This window comes from Pseudomonas sp. NFR09, assembly GCF_900111535.1.
Taxonomy (GTDB): Bacteria; Pseudomonadota; Gammaproteobacteria; order Pseudomonadales; family Pseudomonadaceae; genus Aquipseudomonas; species Aquipseudomonas extremorientalis.
On sequence record NZ_FOIH01000002.1, the window covers coordinates 559863 to 577972 of the forward strand.

The 18110-nt window shown below is 60.7% G+C and carries 16 protein-coding genes and 1 riboswitch; of the genes, 7 read left to right on the forward strand and 9 right to left on the reverse strand.

The genetic code is table 11. The features are described from left to right. Positions 1-33: 33 nt before the first annotated feature. Positions 34-936, forward strand: coding sequence for a transporter substrate-binding domain-containing protein (locus BMX59_RS06580; protein WP_093120672.1), 903 nt, complete (start codon positions 34-36; stop codon positions 934-936). A 3-nt stretch (positions 937-939) separates the two neighbouring features. Here the strand turns inward: BMX59_RS06580 and BMX59_RS06585 are convergent, their stop codons facing one another. Both BMX59_RS06585 and BMX59_RS06590 read right to left on the reverse strand, forming a co-directional pair. Continuing rightward, positions 940-1659, reverse strand: coding sequence for a 16S rRNA (uracil(1498)-N(3))-methyltransferase (locus BMX59_RS06585; RefSeq protein ID WP_071490347.1), 720 nt, complete (start codon positions 1657-1659; stop codon positions 940-942). A 30-nt stretch (positions 1660-1689) separates the two neighbouring features. Beyond that, complete coding sequence (locus tag BMX59_RS06590; RefSeq protein ID WP_093120675.1) at positions 1690-3096, reverse strand: adenosylmethionine--8-amino-7-oxononanoate transaminase; 1407 nt, start codon at positions 3094-3096, stop codon at positions 1690-1692. 273 nt (positions 3097-3369) lie between these two features. On the opposite strand from BMX59_RS06590, the gene BMX59_RS06595 reads away from it, so the two are divergent. Both BMX59_RS06595 and BMX59_RS06600 read left to right on the forward strand, forming a co-directional pair. Further along, positions 3370-3921: a cytochrome b gene (locus tag BMX59_RS06595; RefSeq protein ID WP_092242044.1), complete on the forward strand. Its 552-nt coding sequence runs from the start codon at positions 3370-3372 to the stop codon at positions 3919-3921. Between the two features lie 32 nt (positions 3922-3953). Beyond that, entirely contained in the window at positions 3954-4532 is a 579-nt protein-coding gene (locus BMX59_RS06600) for a YceI family protein (protein ID WP_092242046.1), read from the forward strand. Positions 4533-4597: 65 nt separating this feature from the next. Here BMX59_RS06600 and BMX59_RS06605 read toward each other — a convergent pair whose 3' ends face one another. The 5 genes from BMX59_RS06605 to ahcY all read right to left on the reverse strand — a co-directional run bounded on the left by BMX59_RS06605 (position 4598) and on the right by ahcY (position 11165). Continuing rightward, the gene (locus tag BMX59_RS06605) at positions 4598-6481 is read right to left on the reverse strand and encodes an RNA helicase RhlE2 (protein WP_071490343.1); all 1884 of its coding nucleotides are present in this window, start codon (positions 6479-6481) and stop codon (positions 4598-4600) included. A 221-nt stretch (positions 6482-6702) separates the two neighbouring features. Further along, the gene (locus BMX59_RS06610; RefSeq protein ID WP_092242049.1) at positions 6703-7494 is read right to left on the reverse strand and encodes a substrate-binding periplasmic protein; all 792 of its coding nucleotides are present in this window, start codon (positions 7492-7494) and stop codon (positions 6703-6705) included. Positions 7495-7557: 63 nt separating this feature from the next. After that, on the reverse strand, positions 7558-8640 hold the full coding sequence (locus tag BMX59_RS06615; RefSeq protein ID WP_092242051.1) for a hypothetical protein: 1083 nt from the start codon (positions 8638-8640) through the stop codon (positions 7558-7560). 76 nt (positions 8641-8716) lie between these two features. Then, positions 8717-9562 carry a methylenetetrahydrofolate reductase [NAD(P)H] gene (metF, locus tag BMX59_RS06620; RefSeq protein ID WP_093120680.1) on the reverse strand — a complete coding sequence of 282 codons (846 nt, stop codon included), beginning with the start codon at positions 9560-9562 and terminating at the stop codon, positions 8717-8719. A 193-nt stretch (positions 9563-9755) separates the two neighbouring features. Further along, positions 9756-11165 carry an adenosylhomocysteinase gene (gene ahcY / locus BMX59_RS06625; RefSeq protein ID WP_092242059.1) on the reverse strand — a complete coding sequence of 470 codons (1410 nt, stop codon included), beginning with the start codon at positions 11163-11165 and terminating at the stop codon, positions 9756-9758. A 21-nt stretch (positions 11166-11186) separates the two neighbouring features. Next, positions 11187-11293, reverse strand: a riboswitch (S-adenosyl-L-homocysteine riboswitch). Positions 11294-11491: 198 nt separating this feature from the next. Between ahcY and BMX59_RS06630 the strand changes: the two genes are divergently transcribed. From BMX59_RS06630 to BMX59_RS06640, 3 genes are all read left to right on the forward strand, one after another. Further along, positions 11492-11896 carry an acyl-CoA thioesterase gene (locus tag BMX59_RS06630; protein ID WP_092242066.1) on the forward strand — a complete coding sequence of 135 codons (405 nt, stop codon included), beginning with the start codon at positions 11492-11494 and terminating at the stop codon, positions 11894-11896. Positions 11897-11999: 103 nt separating this feature from the next. After that, positions 12000-13931, forward strand: a complete 1932-nt coding sequence (locus tag BMX59_RS06635; protein ID WP_093120915.1) for a patatin-like phospholipase family protein — start codon at positions 12000-12002, stop codon at positions 13929-13931. A 56-nt stretch (positions 13932-13987) separates the two neighbouring features. Further along, a complete protein-coding gene (locus BMX59_RS06640; RefSeq protein ID WP_092242068.1) occupies positions 13988-14875 on the forward strand; it encodes a formate/nitrite transporter family protein in 888 nt (295 codons plus the stop codon). Here BMX59_RS06640 and BMX59_RS06645 read toward each other — a convergent pair. Then, the gene (locus BMX59_RS06645) at positions 14869-16128 is read right to left on the reverse strand and encodes a cation:proton antiporter (RefSeq protein WP_071490336.1); all 1260 of its coding nucleotides are present in this window, start codon (positions 16126-16128) and stop codon (positions 14869-14871) included. The two genes, BMX59_RS06640 and BMX59_RS06645, sit on opposite strands and share 7 nt — an antisense overlap. 203 nt (positions 16129-16331) lie before the next feature. Between BMX59_RS06645 and BMX59_RS06650 the strand changes: the two genes are divergently transcribed. Continuing rightward, the gene (locus BMX59_RS06650) at positions 16332-16718 is read left to right on the forward strand and encodes an MAPEG family protein (protein WP_010207167.1); all 387 of its coding nucleotides are present in this window, start codon (positions 16332-16334) and stop codon (positions 16716-16718) included. Between the two features lie 114 nt (positions 16719-16832). On the opposite strand, the gene BMX59_RS06655 is transcribed toward BMX59_RS06650, so the two are convergent. After that, the gene (locus BMX59_RS06655; protein ID WP_092242073.1) at positions 16833-18017 is read right to left on the reverse strand and encodes a murein transglycosylase A; all 1185 of its coding nucleotides are present in this window, start codon (positions 18015-18017) and stop codon (positions 16833-16835) included. Positions 18018-18110 lie beyond the last annotated feature (93 nt).

The following is an 18110-nucleotide window of genomic DNA, read 5'->3' on the forward strand; positions in this document are numbered from 1 at the left end:
GACTCACAAACCGAAAACCAACGGAGAATAACAATGAAAAAGATCCTGTTGACCGGCTGCACCCTGGGGCTTTTGCTGGCCGCGCAGGCCCATGCCAATCAAACGCCGCTGGACGGTACGCTGGGCAAGATTGCCGACGCCAAGTCCATCACCTTGGGCTATCGCGATGCGTCGGTACCGTTTTCCTACGTGGGGGATAACAGTGGCAAACCCATGGGCTATTCGGTGGAGTTGGCGAACAAGATCGTCGAGCGCATCCAACAGAAAACCGGGGTGGCCAAGCTCACTGTGAAGTACAACCTGGTGACGTCTCAGACTCGTATCCCGCTGGTGCAGAACGGTACCGTCGACCTGGAGTGTGGCTCCACCGGGGTGACCGCCGAGCGCCAGAAGCAAGTAGCGTTCTCCTACGGGTTTATCTATGTGAAGGGGCAGTTGCTCACGGCAAAAGACAGTGGCATCCAAGGCTTTGCGGACCTTGCAGGCAAGAACGTGGTGACCACGGCCGGCACCACCAACGAGCGTTTCCTCAAGAGCTACAACGCCGAGCACAAGGCCAATATCTTCGTGATCAGCGCCAAGGACCATGGCGAAGCCTTCAAGATGCTTGAGACCGGCCGCGCGGCGGCGTTCTACATGGACGACGCGTTGCTCTACGGCGAACGCGCCAAGGCCAAGGACCCGCACAACTGGGTGGTGGTGGGCGAGGAGCAATCGCGGGAAATCTACAGCTGCATGGTGCGCAAGGACGACCCGCAGTTCCTGGCGGTGGTCAACGAGACGCTCGCAGACCTGTACCGCAGCGGCGAGATCAATGGGATTTACCAGCGCTGGTTCGAACAGCCGATTCCACCCAAGGGCCTGAACCTGGAGTTCCCGATGACCAGCGAGTTGAAGGCGATCATTGCCCAGCCGATCAGCGATCCGGTGGAGTAACCCCTAGAAGTCGCCCCACAACTGCTGGGCGACGGCCAGCGCCACCACCGGCGCCGTCTCGGTACGCAACACCCGCGGGCCGAGGCGGGCGGCGTGGTAGCCGGCGCCTTGGGCGGTTTCGACTTCATGGTCGGTCAAGCCGCCCTCGGGGCCGATCAGAAAGGCCAGGCTGGCAGGCTTGGCATGGCTGATCATCGGCTCGGCCACCGGGTGCAGCACCAGCTTCAACTGCGCCTCGGTCTGCTTCAACCAGTCTGCCAGCAGCAGCGGCGGGTGGATCGCCGGCACCGTCGAACGCCCGCATTGTTCACAGGCGCTGATCGCCACCTGGCGCCAGTGCAGCAAGCGTTTGTCGGCACGCTCGTCCTTGAGGCGTACTTCGCAACGCTCGCTGAAAATCGGCGTAATCGCGTTGACGCCCAGTTCGGTGGCTTTCTGGATCGCCCAGTCCATACGCTCGCCCCGTGACAGGCCCTGGCCGAGGTGGATATGCAGCGGTGATTCGGCCTGGCCTGCGAAGCACTCTGTCAGTTGCACAGTGACGCGTTTCTTGCCGACTTCCAGCAGCGTGCCCAGGAACTCCTGGCCGGAGCCGTCGAACAATTGCACGGCATCGCCTTCGCCCATGCGCAGCACGCGGCTGATGTAGTGCGCCTGGGCTTCGGGCAGTTCGTGGTCGCCGATGCTCAGCGGGGTGTCGGTGAAAAAGCGGGACAGTCTCATTTCTGTTCTCTGAAAAAGGAGTGCGGGCAATCAGCCCGGATCACGGAAGCCTGGGTGGAAGTCTTTTGGCACCGCCACACTGACTGTGCTGTTGGTGGCGATATCGATGCCTTCGCTGGCGACCTCGGCGAGGAAGTCGATCTGCTCCGGGGTAATCACATAGGGCGGCAGGAAGTACACCACACTGCCCAGCGGCCGCAACAGCGCACCGCGCTCCAGGGCGTGCTCGAATACCTTCAAGCCACGGCGTTCCTGCCACGGGTAGGCGGTCTTGGTGGCTTTGTCCTGGACCATCTCGATGGCCAGCACCATGCCGGTCTGGCGTACTTCCGAGACGTGAGGGTGGTCCACCAGGTGCGCAGTGGCGGTGGCCATGCGCTGGGCCAGGGCCTTGTTGTTCTCGATGACGTTGTCTTCTTCAAAGATATCCAGCGTCGCCAGTGCCGCCGCACACGCCAGCGGGTTGCCGGTGTAGCTGTGGGAGTGCAAGAAGGCGCGCAGGGTGGGGTAGTCGTCGTAGAACGCGCTGTACACGTCTTCGGTGGTGACCACGGCTGCCAGCGGCAGGTAGCCGCCGGTGAGCGCCTTGGACAGGCACAGGAAATCCGGGCGGATACCGGCTTGCTCGCAGGCGAACATGCTGCCGGTACGGCCGAAGCCAACAGCGATTTCGTCGTGGATCAGGTGCACGCCGTAACGGTCGCAGGCTTCGCGCAATAGCTTGAGGTAAACCGGGTGGTACATGCGCATGCCACCGGCGCCCTGGATCAGCGGTTCGATAATCACAGCGGCCACGGTGTCGTGGTGCTCGGCGAGGGTCTGTTCCATCACCCGGGCCATCGTGCGCGAGTGGTCTTCCCAGCTCACGCCTTCGGGGCGCAGGTAACAGTCCGGGCTTGGTACTTTGATGGTGTCGAGCAACAGCGCCTTGTAGGTCTCGGTAAACAGCGGCACGTCGCCCACCGACATCGCGGCGATGGTTTCGCCGTGGTAGCTGTTGGTCAGGGTGACGAAGCGCTTCTTGTTCGGCAGGCCGCGGTTGAGCCAATAGTGGAAGCTCATTTTCAGCGCGACTTCGATGCACGACGAGCCGTTGTCGGCATAGAAGCACCGGGTCAGGCCTTCGGGCGTCATCGCCACCAGACGCTCGGACAGCTCGATCACCGGCTGGTGGCTGAAACCGGCGAGGATCACGTGTTCCAGTTGATCGACCTGGTCCTTGATGCGCTGGTTGATGCGCGGGTTGGCGTGGCCGAACACGTTGACCCACCAGGAGCTGACGGCGTCGAGGTAGCGCTTGCCTTCGAAGTCTTCCAGCCATACGCCTTCACCGCGCTTGATCGGGATCAGCGGCAGTTGCTGGTGGTCTTTCATCTGGGTGCAGGGATGCCACAGCACGGCAAGGTCGCGTTGCATCCACTGGTTGTTCAAGCCCATCGGTGATCTCCTCGAAGCGGTCCTGCGGCCGGCGCAGGTGAAACAATCGCGCAAGCCTATGCAATGGGCGGCTGTGTCACAAGCCATTACCGGTGAATTCGCAGTAAACGCGAGACGGTCTGTCACGTTTCTAAGGAATAGTCCTTAATCCATTGTTAACGTACTGTGCATAACCTCTTGATCGTATTTCTCGATATTTCAAAGCGAAATTTTCGGCTTTAATTCGATAGGTAAATCGCTAGTCTTGGGCACAGTTCTTACGGGATTAAGTACATGCAGCTACGCAATTCACCGGCCCGCTATGGTTGGGTCAGCATGGTTTTGCACTGGGGCGTGGCCCTGGTGGTGTTTGGCTTGTTCGCCCTGGGCCTGTGGATGGTCGGCCTCGACTACTACAGCGCCTGGCGCAAAGAAGCGCCGGACCTGCACAAGAGCATTGGCATCACGCTGTTCGCCATCATGCTGGTGCGTATCGTCTGGCGCCTGGTGAGCCCGCCGCCGCCACCGTTGGCCAGTTACAGCCGCATGACCCGTATCGGCGCGGCCTTTGGTCACGCCTTCCTTTATCTCGGGCTGTTTGCCGTGATGATCGCCGGTTACCTGATTTCCACCGCAGACGGTGTCGGTATCCCGGTGTTTGGTCTGTTTGAGATTCCTGCCGTGGTTTCCGGGCTACCGGACCAGGCAGACACCGCCGGCGTGGTGCACTTGTACCTGGCCTGGGTGTTGGTGGTCTTCGCCGGCTTGCACGGCGTGGCTGCATTGAAACACCACTTTATCGATCGTGATGCGACCCTCACGCGAATGCTGGGGCGCAAAGCCTGATGTTCAACCTCGACTCACAAGGAATAGAAAGCATGTTGAAAAAGACCCTCGCTGCTCTGGCAATCGGTACTGCCCTGCTGTCCGCAGGCCAGGTGATGGCTGCTGACTACAAGATCGACAAAGAAGGCCAGCACGCCTTCATCGACTGGAAAATCAGCCACCTGGGCTACAGCTACATTCACGGTACCTTCAAGGACTGGGACGGCACCTTCAGCTGGGATGCCGCCAAGCCAGAGGCCAGCAAAATCGCGGTCGATGTGAAGACCGCCAGCCTGTGGTCCAACCACGCAGAGCGTGACAAGCACATCGCCAGCAAAGACTTCCTGGACGTTGCCAAGTTTGCCGACGCCAAGTTTGTGTCCACCGCAGTCAAGCCCACTGGCGAAAAAACCGCTGACGTAACCGGCGACCTGACCTTCCACGGCGTAACCAAGTCTGTGACCTTCAAGGCCACTTTCAACGGTGAAGGCAAGGATCCATGGGGCGGCGAACGTGCCGGCTTCAACGCCAAGACCACCGTCAACCTGAACGACTTCGGTATCAAAGGCCCAGGCCCGTCCTCGCAGACAGTGGACCTGGACATCTCGCTGGAAGGTGTCAAGCAGAAGTAATTTCTGCCTGCACAAAAAAAGCCCCGCATCGAAAGATGCGGGGCTTTTTTATGGGGCTTGTAAACTCAGCGATTGCGTGTCAGCAGCGCTGGCTTCTCACCACGAGGACGGCCTGGCAACTGATCCAGTTGCTCCGGTGTCGGGAAGCGATCTACTTTCGACTCCTTGTGGATGATCTTCGGCGCCGGGCCACCGCGCGGGTTCTGCACAGCCGGTTCGGACAAGCGAGGCTGGTCGTCACGGGCCGGGCGGCGATTGTTGTTGCGCGAGTCTTCGCGACGGGCCTGGCCGTCACGGGGTGCGCCATTGCGCGGGCCATTGCGCTTGGCAGGCGGCGTACCGGTGGTACCGCCGCTGCTGTTGCGAGGGCCATTCTGACGGCCGCCCTGTGGCTGGCCGCCACGTGGAGCGCCTGCACCCGCGCCCTGCGCCGGAGCACCAGGGCGACGGCCACGGCCTTGGGCCGGTTTGGCCTGGGGCACGTAGTCAACGCGGTTACCGAAGTTATCCACATCGTCGTCGAGGAACTCGTCCGGAGCACGGTCGGCAGCAGCGCGTGGCGGTTGGCTCGGCTGGCGCTGTTCGCGGGCCGGGGTGCCTTCGCGGGGTTTCTGCTCACGGGCCGGGCGTTCGCCACGGCCGCTGGTGGCGGATTTTTCCTTGCCCTTGTCCTTGCCCTTGTCGCGACGACCACCGCCACCCCCGCCGCCGTTCGGGCCATCGCCCTTCGGACCGCGTGGGTTGCGCGGGTTGCGCACGTCCGGGCGCTCGCGCGCTTCTGGCTTTTCGGCCTCCACGGCGCTGGCATCGAAGCCCATCAGGTCGCCATCGGCGATTTTCTGCTTGGTCATGCGCTCGATGCTTTTCAGCAGTTTTTCTTCGTCCGGCGCGACCAGGGAGATGGCCTCGCCCGAACGACCGGCACGGCCGGTACGGCCGATACGGTGTACGTAGTCTTCATCGACGTTCGGCAGCTCGAAGTTGACCACGTGCGGCAGTTGGTCGATATCCAGGCCGCGAGCGGCGATATCGGTGGCCACCAGGATGCGCACCGAGCCGGCCTTGAAATCAGCCAGGGCCTTGGTGCGCGCGTTCTGGCTCTTGTTGCCGTGGATGGCGACGGCGGTGAGGCCGTGCTTGTCCAGGTACTCGGCCAGGCGGTTGGCGCCGTGCTTGGTGCGGGTGAACACCAGCACCTGTTCCCAGGCGCCTGCGGTGATCAGGTGCGCCAGCAGCGCACGCTTGTGGCTGGCGGCCAGGCGGAAGACGCGTTGCTCGATACGCTCGACCGTGGTGTTCGGCGGCGTGACTTCGATGCGCTCCGGGTTGTGCAGCAGCTTGCCGGCCAGGGCGGTGATGTCCTGGGAGAACGTGGCCGAGAACAGCAGGTTCTGGCGTTTGGCTGGCAGGCGGGCGAGGACCTTTTTCACGTCATGGACAAAGCCCATGTCGAGCATGCGATCGGCTTCGTCCAGCACGAGGATTTCCACGTGGGACAAGTCGACGCTGCCTTGGCCGCACAGGTCGAGCAAACGACCGGGGCAGGCCACCAGCACGTCGACGCCACGGGACATGGCCTGAACCTGTGGGTTCATGCCGACGCCGCCGAAGATGCAGGCGCTGACGAACTTCAGGTCGCGGGCATACAGCTTGAAGCTGTCATGCACCTGGGCGGCGAGTTCGCGGGTTGGGGTCAGGACCAGTACGCGCGGTTGGCGTGGGCCGTGACGCTGGGATTTGTCCGGGTGACCGTTGGGGAACAACCGCTCCAGAATCGGGAGGGCGAAACCGCCGGTTTTACCAGTACCTGTCTGAGCCGCAACCATCAGGTCGCGACCTTGCAACACGGCGGGAATGGCCCGCTGTTGCACCGGAGTAGGCTCGGTATAGCCCGCTGCCTCGATGGCGCGGACTAAAGCCTCGGAGAGACCGAGGGAAGCAAAGGACATGAGTAATCCTGTTTTAGTTAGGGCTTGGCCCAAAGGGATAATCTTGCCGGGCGTGAATGGCGCTTAGGGGAGCGCAACCCCGTCCGGTCCTGCTGCGTCTGGCGGGCACTCCACCGGCTCGCGCGGGCTGAAAGCTGCGCTGTAGCGGGGTTGGGTGCCTTTTTCAAGACCTCAGCGGCCGGGCGTGAGCCTGGCGGAAAGGCCGGAGTATAACAGAGCAATCACTGTGCGCTGCTTTCCTGCTGCTCAACGGTGCGTTCAGAGGCCGTAATGGCCTGGATTCCACCATATTTGGCACTCAAGGCGCTATAGGCCGGCTCTTGCTTGAAGCGTTTGAGCTCGGCGGCAAAGCGCTGTACCAGGAGGTCCATGCCTGCGCCACGGCGTACCGCGAGAAATTGCTGCTGGCGACTGACCACGGCCGGCGCCTGGCTGACCTTGCCTTCCAGGCCCAGCGCCTTGATCACATGCTGGCCCACTCGACGGTCGGTGATCACCAGGTCGATGCGTCCCAGCATCAATTTGCCGAAGTTGGCCTCATGGCTCGGTGCCGGTTCACGATTGAACAGGGGGGAGTCGCTGAACGCCGCGCCGTACAGGTAGCCTGGCGACGTGCCGACGGTCAGGCCGCTCAGGTCTTCGAGGTTGTGCACGGGGTGGGGACGCTCATTGGCGTAGAACAGCGTGAACTCCACTTCGGACAACGGCTCACTGGGGTATAGCAGCAAGGCGTCGCGCTCATGGCTGTGGAAAATATCCAAAGCGCCATCGGCATGGCCTTGGTCCAGCATGGCCAGGCAGCGCTTCCAGGGCAGGAACTGCCATTCCACATCTACGCCCAGGCGCTGGAACACAATCACCGTGGTTTCATAATCCAGCCCCCGCATGCTGCCCTGGTCCTCATACACGTAGGGCGCCCAGGGCTCGGTGACAATGCGCAGTTTCTCGCCATAAGCGGCGAGGCTCAGGCAAGTGAAGAGGGCGGCAGTCAACAACTTCAGAATGACGGGCATGCCCTGAGGTTACGACGCTCCCGCACTAAAGAGAAGCTCTGGCACGCGCATCTGCGGGCGGGGCTATTTGCCCGGTGAGGCCATCAAGTGTTCGTAGATCGCTGCCCGCCGCTCGCCGAGGATCAGGCGTACCACGGGGTTGGCAAACCAGTGCTCCAACTGATGAGTGTCGATCGGGCGCTTCTGGCGTTCTTCCAGGTTCTGCCGGGCCTTGTCCCACCAAACCGGGCCACACGCCTGGTCGAACTCGTTCTCATGCTCGTAGCAGCCGTAGAGAATTTCACGGATGAATTGCTGCTGGTGCTTGGGCAGCACCAGCGTGATCAGCTTGTACAGAAGGCGCTGCAGGCGGGGAGGGCGTGGCAGGTGCGAGGACACCTTGCGAGTGTCGGCCAACGCCAGTGCGCTGGTGGGCGCGGCCGCATGCTTGGCGATCCAGGCCTTGACCTTGGCGCGAAACAGCTGCTTGCGACTCCAGTAGTGGTGGATCAGGTCCGGGCATTCGCGCACGTTGACGGTGCGATAGGCGGCGATCGACAGGCAGAACTCTTCGAGGGTGTACGCGCCTTGGGCATAGGGGAACAGTTCGTCCATCAAGGCGATGGAGCGGTCGAGGATGTGCGCATCCTGTTGCGTCAGGCCCATGACCCCGGAGTTGAGCGTCATCATGTCATCGTCGGCCACGCCCATGTCCAGCAGGCGCTGGCGCAAGGCGGTGTAGAGAATGCTCTCGTGGTTGTCGCCGTACTTGCTGTAGAAGGCATTGCACAGCAGGGTGCCGGGTTGCACGCGCTCGAACAGGTCCATCGGTGAGTGATGGAAGAAGGTATCGGTGTCGATCAGCATGGCCACCGGCGATTCTTCCAGCACTTGGCGCAATACCACATGCTTGGTACGGAAGTGATAGCCGTGGGGTTCGCTCCAGCGTTTGCGGGTAGCTTCGTCCAGCGGGCGTACGCGTACCGGCAAAAGGCGATAGGGCTCGGGGTTGTCGCTGAATACCTGGATATCCACGGCGGCTTCCGGGGTTGCCTGCAGGAAAGCCAGCGCACTGGCGATGCTGAACACCGCTTCCTGGTGGTAGGTCTCGGAGCCGAAGACCAGGTAGACCAGTTGTGGGCGGGACGGCGTGGGCACTGTATTCATGGACTGCTGGGTTCCGTGGGCATGTAAAACGACAAAGGCCCTCGTAGACGAGGGCCTTGGCACTGCCGGGCAACCTTCAGCGTGGCAGCTTGAGGTTGTTCCAGATTGCAAGGCTTGGTTCAGCCTGGTTCAGGGTATAGAAGTGCAACCCTGGCGCGCCACCTTGCAACAATTCTTCACACATTGTGCTGATGACCTGTTCGCCGAACGCCTGGATGCTCTTGACGTCGTCGCCATAGGCTTCCAGTTGTTTGCGCACCCAGCGTGGGATCTCGGCGCCGCAGGCATCGGAGAAACGCGCCAGTTTGCTGTAGTTGGTGATCGGCATGATGCCTGGCACGATCGGGATGTTCACGCCCATGGCTCGTACACGCTCGACGAAGTAGAAGTAGCTGTCGGCGTTGAAGAAATACTGGGTGATTGCGCTGTCGGCGCCGGCGTTGGCCTTGCGCACGAAGTTCTGCAGGTCCTCTTCGAAATTGCGTGCTTGTGGATGCATCTCCGGGTAAGCCGCGACTTCGATATGGAAATGGTCGCCGGTTTCTTCACGGATGAAGCTCACCAGGTCATTGGCGTAGCGCAGCTCGCCGCTGGCCATGCCCATGCCGGACGGCAGGTCACCGCGCAGGGCGACGATGCGCTTGATACCAGCAGCTTTGTACTGGGTCAGCAGGCCGCGCAGGTCGGCCTTGCTGTCGCCCACGCATGACAAATGCGGAGCGGCGGGAACTTTGACCTGGCTTTCCAGCTGCAACACGGTGTTGATCGTGCGGTCACGGGTCGAGCCGCCAGCGCCGTAGGTGCAGGAGAAGAAGTCCGGGTTGTAGCTGGCCAACTGCGTGGCAGTCGCCATCAGTTTTTCATGCCCAGCATCGGTCTTGGTCGGGAAGAACTCGAAGCTGTAGCGACGGTCTTGGGACATGGTAATAACCCTTTGAAACTCAGATACCGGAAGTCATGCACCGATTTAATGTAGGAGGGGCTTGCCCCCGATGAGGGTGTGTCAGTCGACATATCTGTTAACTGGCATTTCGTTATCGGGGGCACGTCGAATCGTCGCACCGCCCCTCCCACATAAAGGCCCGCCCTCACAAGGAGAGCGGGTGGTAAGCAAATCAGTAGCGGTAAGCGTGCGGCTTGAACGGACCTTCGACGGTCACGCCGATGTAGTCGGCCTGGGTCTTGGTCAGTTGAGTTACCACGCCGCCGAAGCCGCGGACCATTTCCAGGGCCACTTCTTCGTCGAGTTTCTTCGGCAGTACTTCCACGGTCAGGCGCTCGGCTTTCTGGGCAGGCGACAGGTCGGCGTACTTCTGGCCGAACAGGAAGATCTGGGCCAGTACCTGGTTGGCGAACGAGCCATCCATGATGCGGCTTGGGTGGCCAGTGGCGTTGCCCAGGTTAACCAGGCGGCCTTCAGCCAGCAGGATCAGGTAGTCGTCGTTCTGTGGGTCGAAATCACCCGCGCCGGTACGATGAACCTTGTGCACCTGAGGCTTCACTTCTTCCCATGCCCAGTTCTTGCGCATGAAAGCGGTGTCGATCTCATTGTCGAAGTGACCGATGTTGCAGACCACGGCACGTTTTTTCAGGGCGGCGAGCATGTTGGCGTCGCAGACATTCACGTTACCGGTGGTGGTGACGATCAGGTCGATCTTGCCCAGCAGGGCCTTGTCGACGCTGGCGGCGGTGCCGTCGTTGACGCCGTCGATGAACGGCGAAACCACTTCAAAACCGTCCATGCAGGCTTGCATGGCGCAGATCGGGTCGACTTCGGAAACCTTGACGATCATGCCTTCCTGACGCAGGGACTGGGACGAACCCTTGCCCACGTCGCCGTAGCCGATCACCAGGGCTTGCTTGCCCGACAGCAGGTGGTCGGTGCCGCGCTTGATGGCATCGTTCAGGCTATGACGGCAGCCATACTTGTTGTCGTTCTTGCTCTTGGTCACCGAGTCGTTGACGTTGATGGCCGGAATTTTCAGCTCGCCCTTGGCCAGCATGTCCAGCAGGCGGTGCACGCCGGTGGTGGTTTCTTCGGTCACGCCGTGGACGCGGTCGAGGATCTGCGGGTACTTCTTGTGCAGCAGCTCGGTCAGGTCGCCGCCGTCGTCGAGGATCATGTTGGCATCCCAAGGCGCGCCATCTTTGAGGATGGTTTGCTCCAGGCACCACTCGTACTCTTCTTCGGTCTCGCCTTTCCAGGCGAACACCGGGATACCGGCAGCAGCGATTGCGGCAGCGGCCTGGTCTTGAGTCGAGAAGATGTTGCAGGACGACCAGCGCACTTCGGCACCCAGGGCAACCAGGGTTTCGATCAGCACGGCAGTCTGGATAGTCATGTGGATGCAGCCGAGGATCTTCGCGCCCTTGAGCGGCTGCTCAGCGGCGTACTTGCGACGCAGACCCATCAGGGCAGGCATTTCGGATTCGGCGATAAAGGTTTCGCGACGGCCCCAGGCAGCGAGGGACATGTCGGCGACTTTGTAGTCGTTGAAATCTGCAGGCGTGTTGACAGCGCTCATGAAGAGCCTCCATTCGTAGTGTGCGAATGGGCGCCGTTGAGCGTTTAGTATCAGGCCAGGTGGACCAGGCCGGACAACGCCCCATCCGAGCCTGACAGGTTGAACCTGCTGCAGCGCCCCTCGGACAGGTGGCGGGAGAACGGTATCAACCGAAGATAACCGTTTTGAAGCGGGGGCGATTATAGCCGTGTGCGCCAGACTTCCCAAGCCTTTCTGTCGGCCATATGAAGATCGCTCATGGGGTTGATAGGCAATGGCGCGTAGAGCTTGGGGCGGGCGTCTGCCATGATGTTGCCCATCATTGGGCAACACGCTTTGGAGTGAACATGAACTTCCACACCCGCAAATGGGTAAAACCCGAAGACCTCAACCCCAACGGCACCCTGTTCGGCGGCAGCCTGCTGCGCTGGATCGACGAAGAAGCGGCCATCTACGCCATTGTTCAACTGGGCAACCAACGCGTCGTCACCAAGTACATCTCCGAAATCAACTTCGTCAGTGCCTCGCGCCAGGGCGACATCATCGAACTGGGCATCACCGCCACTGCGTTCGGTCGCACCTCCATCACCCTGACCTGTGAAGTGCGCAACAAGATCACCCGCAGTAGCATTCTTACCGTGGAAAAAATGGTTTTCGTCAACCTTGGTGAAGATGGCCTGCCAGCGCCTCATGGCCGCACTGAGATCAGGTATGTGAAGGATCAGTTCAAGGACGACATTCCTCCACTGTAATCGCGGCCCGGGTCGATTTGCTTTACCAAATCATTCCGGATGGACCTGTCCCGGCTCTCGCGTCACTCAGGATGACATCCTGTAGAGAATGGCGCGTATGAATATGAAAGTGTCAAGCTCGCATTTCACTGCTCAGTCTCAGCCGCCGGAGAATGTAGAAAAGAATATAAAGACATCGCTGGTCAAAGACGTGGGCGAGCGCAAAGTGAGCCTTGAGCGATTCAGCGATGGCCGGGTGGAAGTGGTTTCGTCACCGCCGCCGCTTACGCATCTGGTATTGAGTGGGGGTGGGGCCAAGGGCATTGCTTTCCCGGGCATGGCCCAGGCACTTGAAAACCACAAGGCACTGGCGGGCGTCAAAGTGATCTCCGCGTCCTCCGTGGGCGCGATTTCTGCTGTGTTGCTGGCCAGTGGCATGGATGCCAGGACCTTTGAAAACCTGTCGAACAGACTCAACCTGCCTGAATTGCTGAACAGCAAGAATTCTTTTATGGCAAAGCTACAGAATGCCAGTACTGAAATTGGAAAACTGGCAGGGCGCTTGCCAGGTACGGCGGGAAATATCGCGCAGTTATTGTTCACCCTGATACCGCGCCTGCAAACCGAAGCGCAGGCCCTGAAAGACCTGATCGGCAATGAGGCGCGCAAGTCGCTGCTGGCGAAGGTCGCCGGGACCCGGCGGGTAGACCGGCCCGCTGGCGTCATGAAGATTGCAGACCGGCTCAGTGCCGGGAAAGGACCGACGTTTCGCGACATTGAGGTGTTGAGTCGTCACATTGCTGCGGTCAAGCAGCTCAACATCACGGGAACCGGTCTGTTCGATGGCCGACCGCAGTTGGTGGTGTTCAATGCGAGCACCACACCGGACATGGACATTGCCCAGGTGGCTCTTATATCTGGCTCATTACCTGGGTTGTTCAAAAGCCCGATAGAGCGGGGCCATGCCTTTCAGGAGCACGCTGAGCAAACGGCATTTCTGGATGGTGGACTGCTGGTCAACACGCCGTCTTCTGCGGTGATTGATCCGCCTTTTCCAGAAAGCCCTCTGAGCAAGAGCGAGTCACTGGTCGTCAGGTTCGAGTCCGAAAACCCGGAGCCTGCCAAGGCAGGCAGCGTTGTGAGCGGCTTGCTCGATAGGATCATTGGTGTCCCGCATGCGGCTGCCTGGGGGTATCAGGAAGACAAGCTCAAGGCACAAGCGGATCAGACCGTCGTATTACCGCTGAAATCAGAAAAGGGCGACTTCCGTGGCGTGTTCGGTGGCACGGTCAATTTCACCATGACCGACGATCAGAAGAAGCATCTGCAAACGTCGGCGCGTACGGCGGTAAGTGCGCACCTGGAAAAGCGTGCGGCGTTGCGTGAGCGTTACCAATTCCAGTCATTGGACGACGCGGTGTTGGCCATGGACGACAAAATGCTGGCGAGCGTTGAGAGTTATCTGGAGAAGGATCCCGCCGCCAAGGATGTGCTGATGTTTCGCAAGAGCGCACAGCAAGCAATGCAGGAACTGGAGGCCGCCATTACCGAAGCCAATCAGGCCAGTGACAAGCTGACGGTGACTCCCAGGTTGGCGGCTGCGTTGCGTAACCTGGATGCACTGGCACGTCGTCCCGAGCGTGTCGAGTGGTTGGGACGGCGTCTCAACGCAGCCGGAAGGCCTAATTTTCAGCAGCTTCTGCAAGTGATGAACAGACAGCCTCCTGGCAACGAAGTGGCGATGTCGAAGGTCATGACGAACGCGGTTGTGCAGATGAACAGGCGTGATCTGGCGGTAAAGGCCGAAAATTTCACGCGGGAAGTCATTTACCCGTCGCTCTATCGGCCTGGCCAGCCGCAGGCCAATATCGAATTGCTGCGGCGTGCCGCCCGTGACTTGGCGGATGCCACGACGCCACAGGCGTTCAACAACGTGCGCGACGGCATCGTCAAATACTACAAGGCGCGTAGTAAACCCTGGAGTACCCCGATCCGCTCTACCACTGTAGAAGCCGCCATAGCCTGGCGCATACCAGTTAAATCGTCAGGCCACTGAACAGCCATCGTCGGGCCGTGTCGTAGCTACAGGTACCCCTCGGACTCTGGTAAATCATGGCCACCCAAACAGACGGCAAGACCCCCAACCTGTCGCAGGAAGAGCAGCAGGACGTGGACAAGAACCAGCCGCCTCGCGCGGCGGTGCTGCACGAAATCATCCGCACCCAGGGCGACCAGGAGCTCGAGCGCAGCGTCGCCGCCCTATGGTGGTCGGCGCTGGCTGCCGGCCTGACCATGGGTCTGTCGCTGATGGCCATGGGGCTGCTCAACTCGCGTCTGCCGGAGGGCGAAGCCTTCAAGGTGATCGCCAGCTTCGGTTACTGCGCGGGCTTCCTGGCGGTGATCCTCGCGCGCCAACAGTTGTTCACCGAAAACACCCTGACGGCCGTGCTGCCGGTGATGAGCAAGCCCACCCTGGGCAACGCCGGGCGCCTGCTGCGGTTATGGTCGGTGGTGCTGGTGGGTAACCTGTGCGGCACCTTGCTAGTGGCGTACGTGATGCTGCACCTGCCGATCTTCGATACCAGGACCGACATGGCCTTCCTTGAGATCGGGCGCAAGATCATGGAGAACGACCCCGGCCAGATGTTCGCCAAGGGCATCGTTTCCGGCTGGATGATCGCCACCATGGTATGGATGATCCCGTCCATGGAGAGCGCCAAGATGTGGATCATTATCTTGATCACCTACCTCATGGCATTGGGCGACTTCACTCATATCGTTGTCGGCTCGGCGGAGGTGTCGTACCTGGTGTTTGCCGGCGAGTTGCCGTGGAGTGACTTCTGGCTGGTGTTTGCCGGGCCGACCCTGGCGGGCAATATCATTGGCGGCAGCTTTATCTTTGCGTTGATCAGTCATGCGCAGATTCGCAGCGAAAGCAGCCTGCCGGGCAAAAAAGCTGCGGACCCGAGGCATCCGCAGCGGATCAACAAGGATCAGTGAGTGTCAGGCGCGGCCTGGGGCTCGTCCCGGGTTACGCGCTTGACCAGCTTGCCGATGCTCAAGCCCTGCAACAGGATCGACGACAGCACCACGATGTAGGTGATGCTCAGCAGCAAATCGCGCTCCGGGCTCAGTGGCAAGGCCAATGCCAGCGCCACTGAAACCCCACCGCGCAAACCACCCCAGGTCAGGATGCGGATGGTCCCGCGTGGCACCGTGCGCCAGCGGCGCAGCAACAGAATGGCCGGAGCGACCGTCAGCAGGCGCGACAGCAGGATCGCCACGGCCAGCAGGCTGGCGGCGAACACGTGCAGCCAGTTGAACGGCAACAGCAACAGTTCCATGCCGATCAGTGCAAACAGCAGGGCGTTGAGCATGTCATCGAGCAGCTCCCAGAAGCCGTCGAGGTAGCGACGGGTCATGTCGTTCATTGCCAGCTTGCGCCCCAGGTTGCCGATGATCAGGCCGGCGACCACCATCGCGATCGGTGCCGAGACGTGCAGTTCGGTGGCCATTGCCGAGCCGCCGATGACCAGAGCCAGGGTCAGCATCACTTCGATCTGGTGCTGCTCGATACTCTTGATCATCAGGTAAACGAGGTAGCCGATCAGGCCACCGAACACCACGCCGCCGATGGCCTCATGGGCAAACAGCATGGCGGTAGCGCCCACGGTGGGCGTCTCGCCCAACTGTGCGATCCCCAGCAGTACGGTAAACACCACGACTGCCGTGCCGTCATTGAACAGCGACTCGCCGACGATGGTGGTTTTCAGGGGTTTGGAGGCATTGGCGGTACGCAGTACGCCCAGCACCGCAATCGGGTCGGTGGGGGAAATCAGTGCACCGAACAGCAGGCAGTAGAGGAAGCTCACATGCCAGCCAAACAAGGCAAAGATGTAATACGCCAGGCTGCCGATCACTACGGTGGCGATCAGCACGCCGAAGGTCGCCAGCAGGCCGATGGGCCAGCGGTAGCTGCGCAGGTCGTTCAGGTTGACGTGCAAGGCGCCGGCGAACAGCAGGAACGAGAGCATCCAGTTCATCAACAAATCGCCGAAGTCGATCTGGCCGATCAGTTGCTGGATGCGTTCCTCAAGACCGGGGTAGCCGAGAAAACTCAAGCCTTGCAGGATCAGTGAAAACACCAGCGCCGTGACCATCACGCCGATGGTGGGTGGCAGGCCGATAAAGCGAAAGTTCACGTAGGTGAGCAGGGTGGTGAGGCAAATGAAGGCGGCGACAAGTTCAAGCATCCGGGGTCCTTGGAAGGTGGGGAGAGAGCGTTGATGGGGGATGGACCGCAACAGCGGCACGATGTTGCAGGAGTGGGGACAAATCACCGATAGAACCTTTCCGGACGTGGCGGTTCATAGCGGTGTGTGCGGTTTTACAGGTTTAGTGCTAAAACTCTAATTTCTGTTTAAAACTTAAAACAAAATTAAAAAAGGAATCAGTGATGACGGTGGCCTTCTGGTGTGTGTTGATCGCAATTTTCCTGCCTTATCTGTGTACAGGCGTGGCCAAGTTCAGTGGTGGTAAGTTCGGGCCACGGCAGAACCACGACCCCCGGGCGTTCCTGGACACCCTCGAAGGGTTTGCCAAGCGTGCGCATAGTGCGCAGCTCAACAGCTTTGAAGTCACGCCAGCGTTTGCGGCTGCAGTGATCATCGCGCACCTGGCCGGTACGGCCGAATTGGTGACCATCAATGTGCTGGCTGTGCTGTTTATCACCAGCCGCCTGCTGTACATCATCTGTTACCTGGCGGACTGGGCGATGCTGCGTTCGCTGGTGTGGTTTGTGGGGATGGCGTTGATTGCGAGTTTCTTCTTTGTCTCGATCTGACGGTTGAAGCCGATTCCTTGGGTGTGGGCTTGTTGTGGTAAGCGCGCTTGCCACAACAAGCCTGCCCACTGGCAAGCCCGCTCACCCCAATGAACCAAGTTGGACAGACCGCTTTCACGTCCCGCTAGGTGCATCCGGTACATGCGGCAGTGCTGCGCCCTTGGGCCACAGCATCCAGATCTGCCCCTGCTGTTTCATGTTGCCCGCCAATTCTCCCGCTGCGTCGCCGGTGCCCCAGAACAGGTCCGCGCGCACTTCGCCCGTGATCGCACCGCCGGTGTCCTGGGCGGCGACGGGCCTTGTGATAGGTGAACCGTCCGGTTTGGAAGTCGATAGCCACAGCAGGCTGCCCAGTGGAATCACCTTGCGATCCACCGCCACACTGTAGCCTGCGGTCAACGGCACGTTCAGCGAACCGCGCGGGCCTTCGTTACTGTCGGGGCGGGCGCTGAAGAAGACGTAGCTGGGGTTGCTCGCCAGCAGTTCCGGGATGCGCTGCGGGTTGGCCTTGGCCCAGGCGCTGATGGCGCCCATGGTCACATCTTCTTTCTTCAACTGCCCTTGCTCCACCAACCAGCGGCCGATGGGGCGATAGGGGTAGCCATTCTGGTCACCATAACCGACGCGCAGTTGGCGCCCTCCGGCCAGTTGGATCCGGCCTGAGCCCTGGATTTGCAGGAATTGCAGGTCCATCGGGTCAGTCAGCCAGGCAATCGGTTTGGCCGTGGAGCCTTGGCCATTGATGGCGCTGGCGTCGTCGTAGGGCTTGAGTACGCGACCTTCCAGGCGACCGCGCAGGCGTTTGCCCTTGAGTTCGGGGTAGATGCTTTCCAGGTTAACGATGATCAGGTCGTCCGGTACGCCATACACCGGCACATTGGCTTTGGCGGTTTTGGTCAGGCTGCCGGGGTAGACCGGCTCGTAGTAACCCGTGATCAAGCCGTTCGGGGTGTTGTCGGCCGAACGCAGGCCGAACACATCCAGGCGCTCCTTGAGAAACCCGCGTACGGCCACGGCATTGCCGGGCACCGTAGCGGCGGCTGCGCAGGTCGCGCCCCAGATCGGGTCGGCCTTGAGGCGTTGGCAGGCGCTGCGCCAGGATTCGAAACCGGCCAGCAAATCGTTGTCGGATACTGCGGGTAGCGCTTCCCACGGCGCGCTGACATAGGTCGCGACGGCGTGAGGCTTGGAAGTTTCATCTTTGGCAGCTTCTTTACCCGCATCGCAGCCGGCCAGCAGCACGATTATCGGCAGAGCCCACGCCAGGCGGCGGCTCCAGGGTTTCGACATGACATACATACAAACACTTCCTGAAGCGATTGCCCGCGCTGTAACACCTTCGGGCAACCCTTATTATTAATAGGGCTATTGGTCTTTGTGGGTGGGGCGAGG

Coding starts and splice junctions, on each gene's coding strand:
- BMX59_RS06580 (WP_093120672.1), top strand. CDS start 34: ATGAAAAAGATCCTGTTGACCGGCTGCACCCTGGGGCTTTTGCTGGCC.
- BMX59_RS06585 (WP_071490347.1), bottom strand. CDS start 1,659: ATGAGACTGTCCCGCTTTTTCACCGACACCCCGCTGAGCATCGGCGAC.
- BMX59_RS06590 (WP_093120675.1), bottom strand. CDS start 3,096: ATGGGCTTGAACAACCAGTGGATGCAACGCGACCTTGCCGTGCTGTGG.
- BMX59_RS06595 (WP_092242044.1), top strand. CDS start 3,370: ATGCAGCTACGCAATTCACCGGCCCGCTATGGTTGGGTCAGCATGGTT.
- BMX59_RS06600 (WP_092242046.1), top strand. CDS start 3,954: ATGTTGAAAAAGACCCTCGCTGCTCTGGCAATCGGTACTGCCCTGCTG.
- BMX59_RS06605 (WP_071490343.1), bottom strand. CDS start 6,481: ATGTCCTTTGCTTCCCTCGGTCTCTCCGAGGCTTTAGTCCGCGCCATC.
- BMX59_RS06610 (WP_092242049.1), bottom strand. CDS start 7,494: ATGCCCGTCATTCTGAAGTTGTTGACTGCCGCCCTCTTCACTTGCCTG.
- BMX59_RS06615 (WP_092242051.1), bottom strand. CDS start 8,640: ATGAATACAGTGCCCACGCCGTCCCGCCCACAACTGGTCTACCTGGTC.
- metF (WP_093120680.1), bottom strand. CDS start 9,562: ATGTCCCAAGACCGTCGCTACAGCTTCGAGTTCTTCCCGACCAAGACC.
- ahcY (WP_092242059.1), bottom strand. CDS start 11,165: ATGAGCGCTGTCAACACGCCTGCAGATTTCAACGACTACAAAGTCGCC.
- BMX59_RS06630 (WP_092242066.1), top strand. CDS start 11,492: ATGAACTTCCACACCCGCAAATGGGTAAAACCCGAAGACCTCAACCCC.
- BMX59_RS06635 (WP_093120915.1), top strand. CDS start 12,000: ATGAAAGTGTCAAGCTCGCATTTCACTGCTCAGTCTCAGCCGCCGGAG.
- BMX59_RS06640 (WP_092242068.1), top strand. CDS start 13,988: ATGGCCACCCAAACAGACGGCAAGACCCCCAACCTGTCGCAGGAAGAG.
- BMX59_RS06645 (WP_071490336.1), bottom strand. CDS start 16,128: ATGCTTGAACTTGTCGCCGCCTTCATTTGCCTCACCACCCTGCTCACC.
- BMX59_RS06650 (WP_010207167.1), top strand. CDS start 16,332: ATGACGGTGGCCTTCTGGTGTGTGTTGATCGCAATTTTCCTGCCTTAT.
- BMX59_RS06655 (WP_092242073.1), bottom strand. CDS start 18,017: ATGTATGTCATGTCGAAACCCTGGAGCCGCCGCCTGGCGTGGGCTCTG.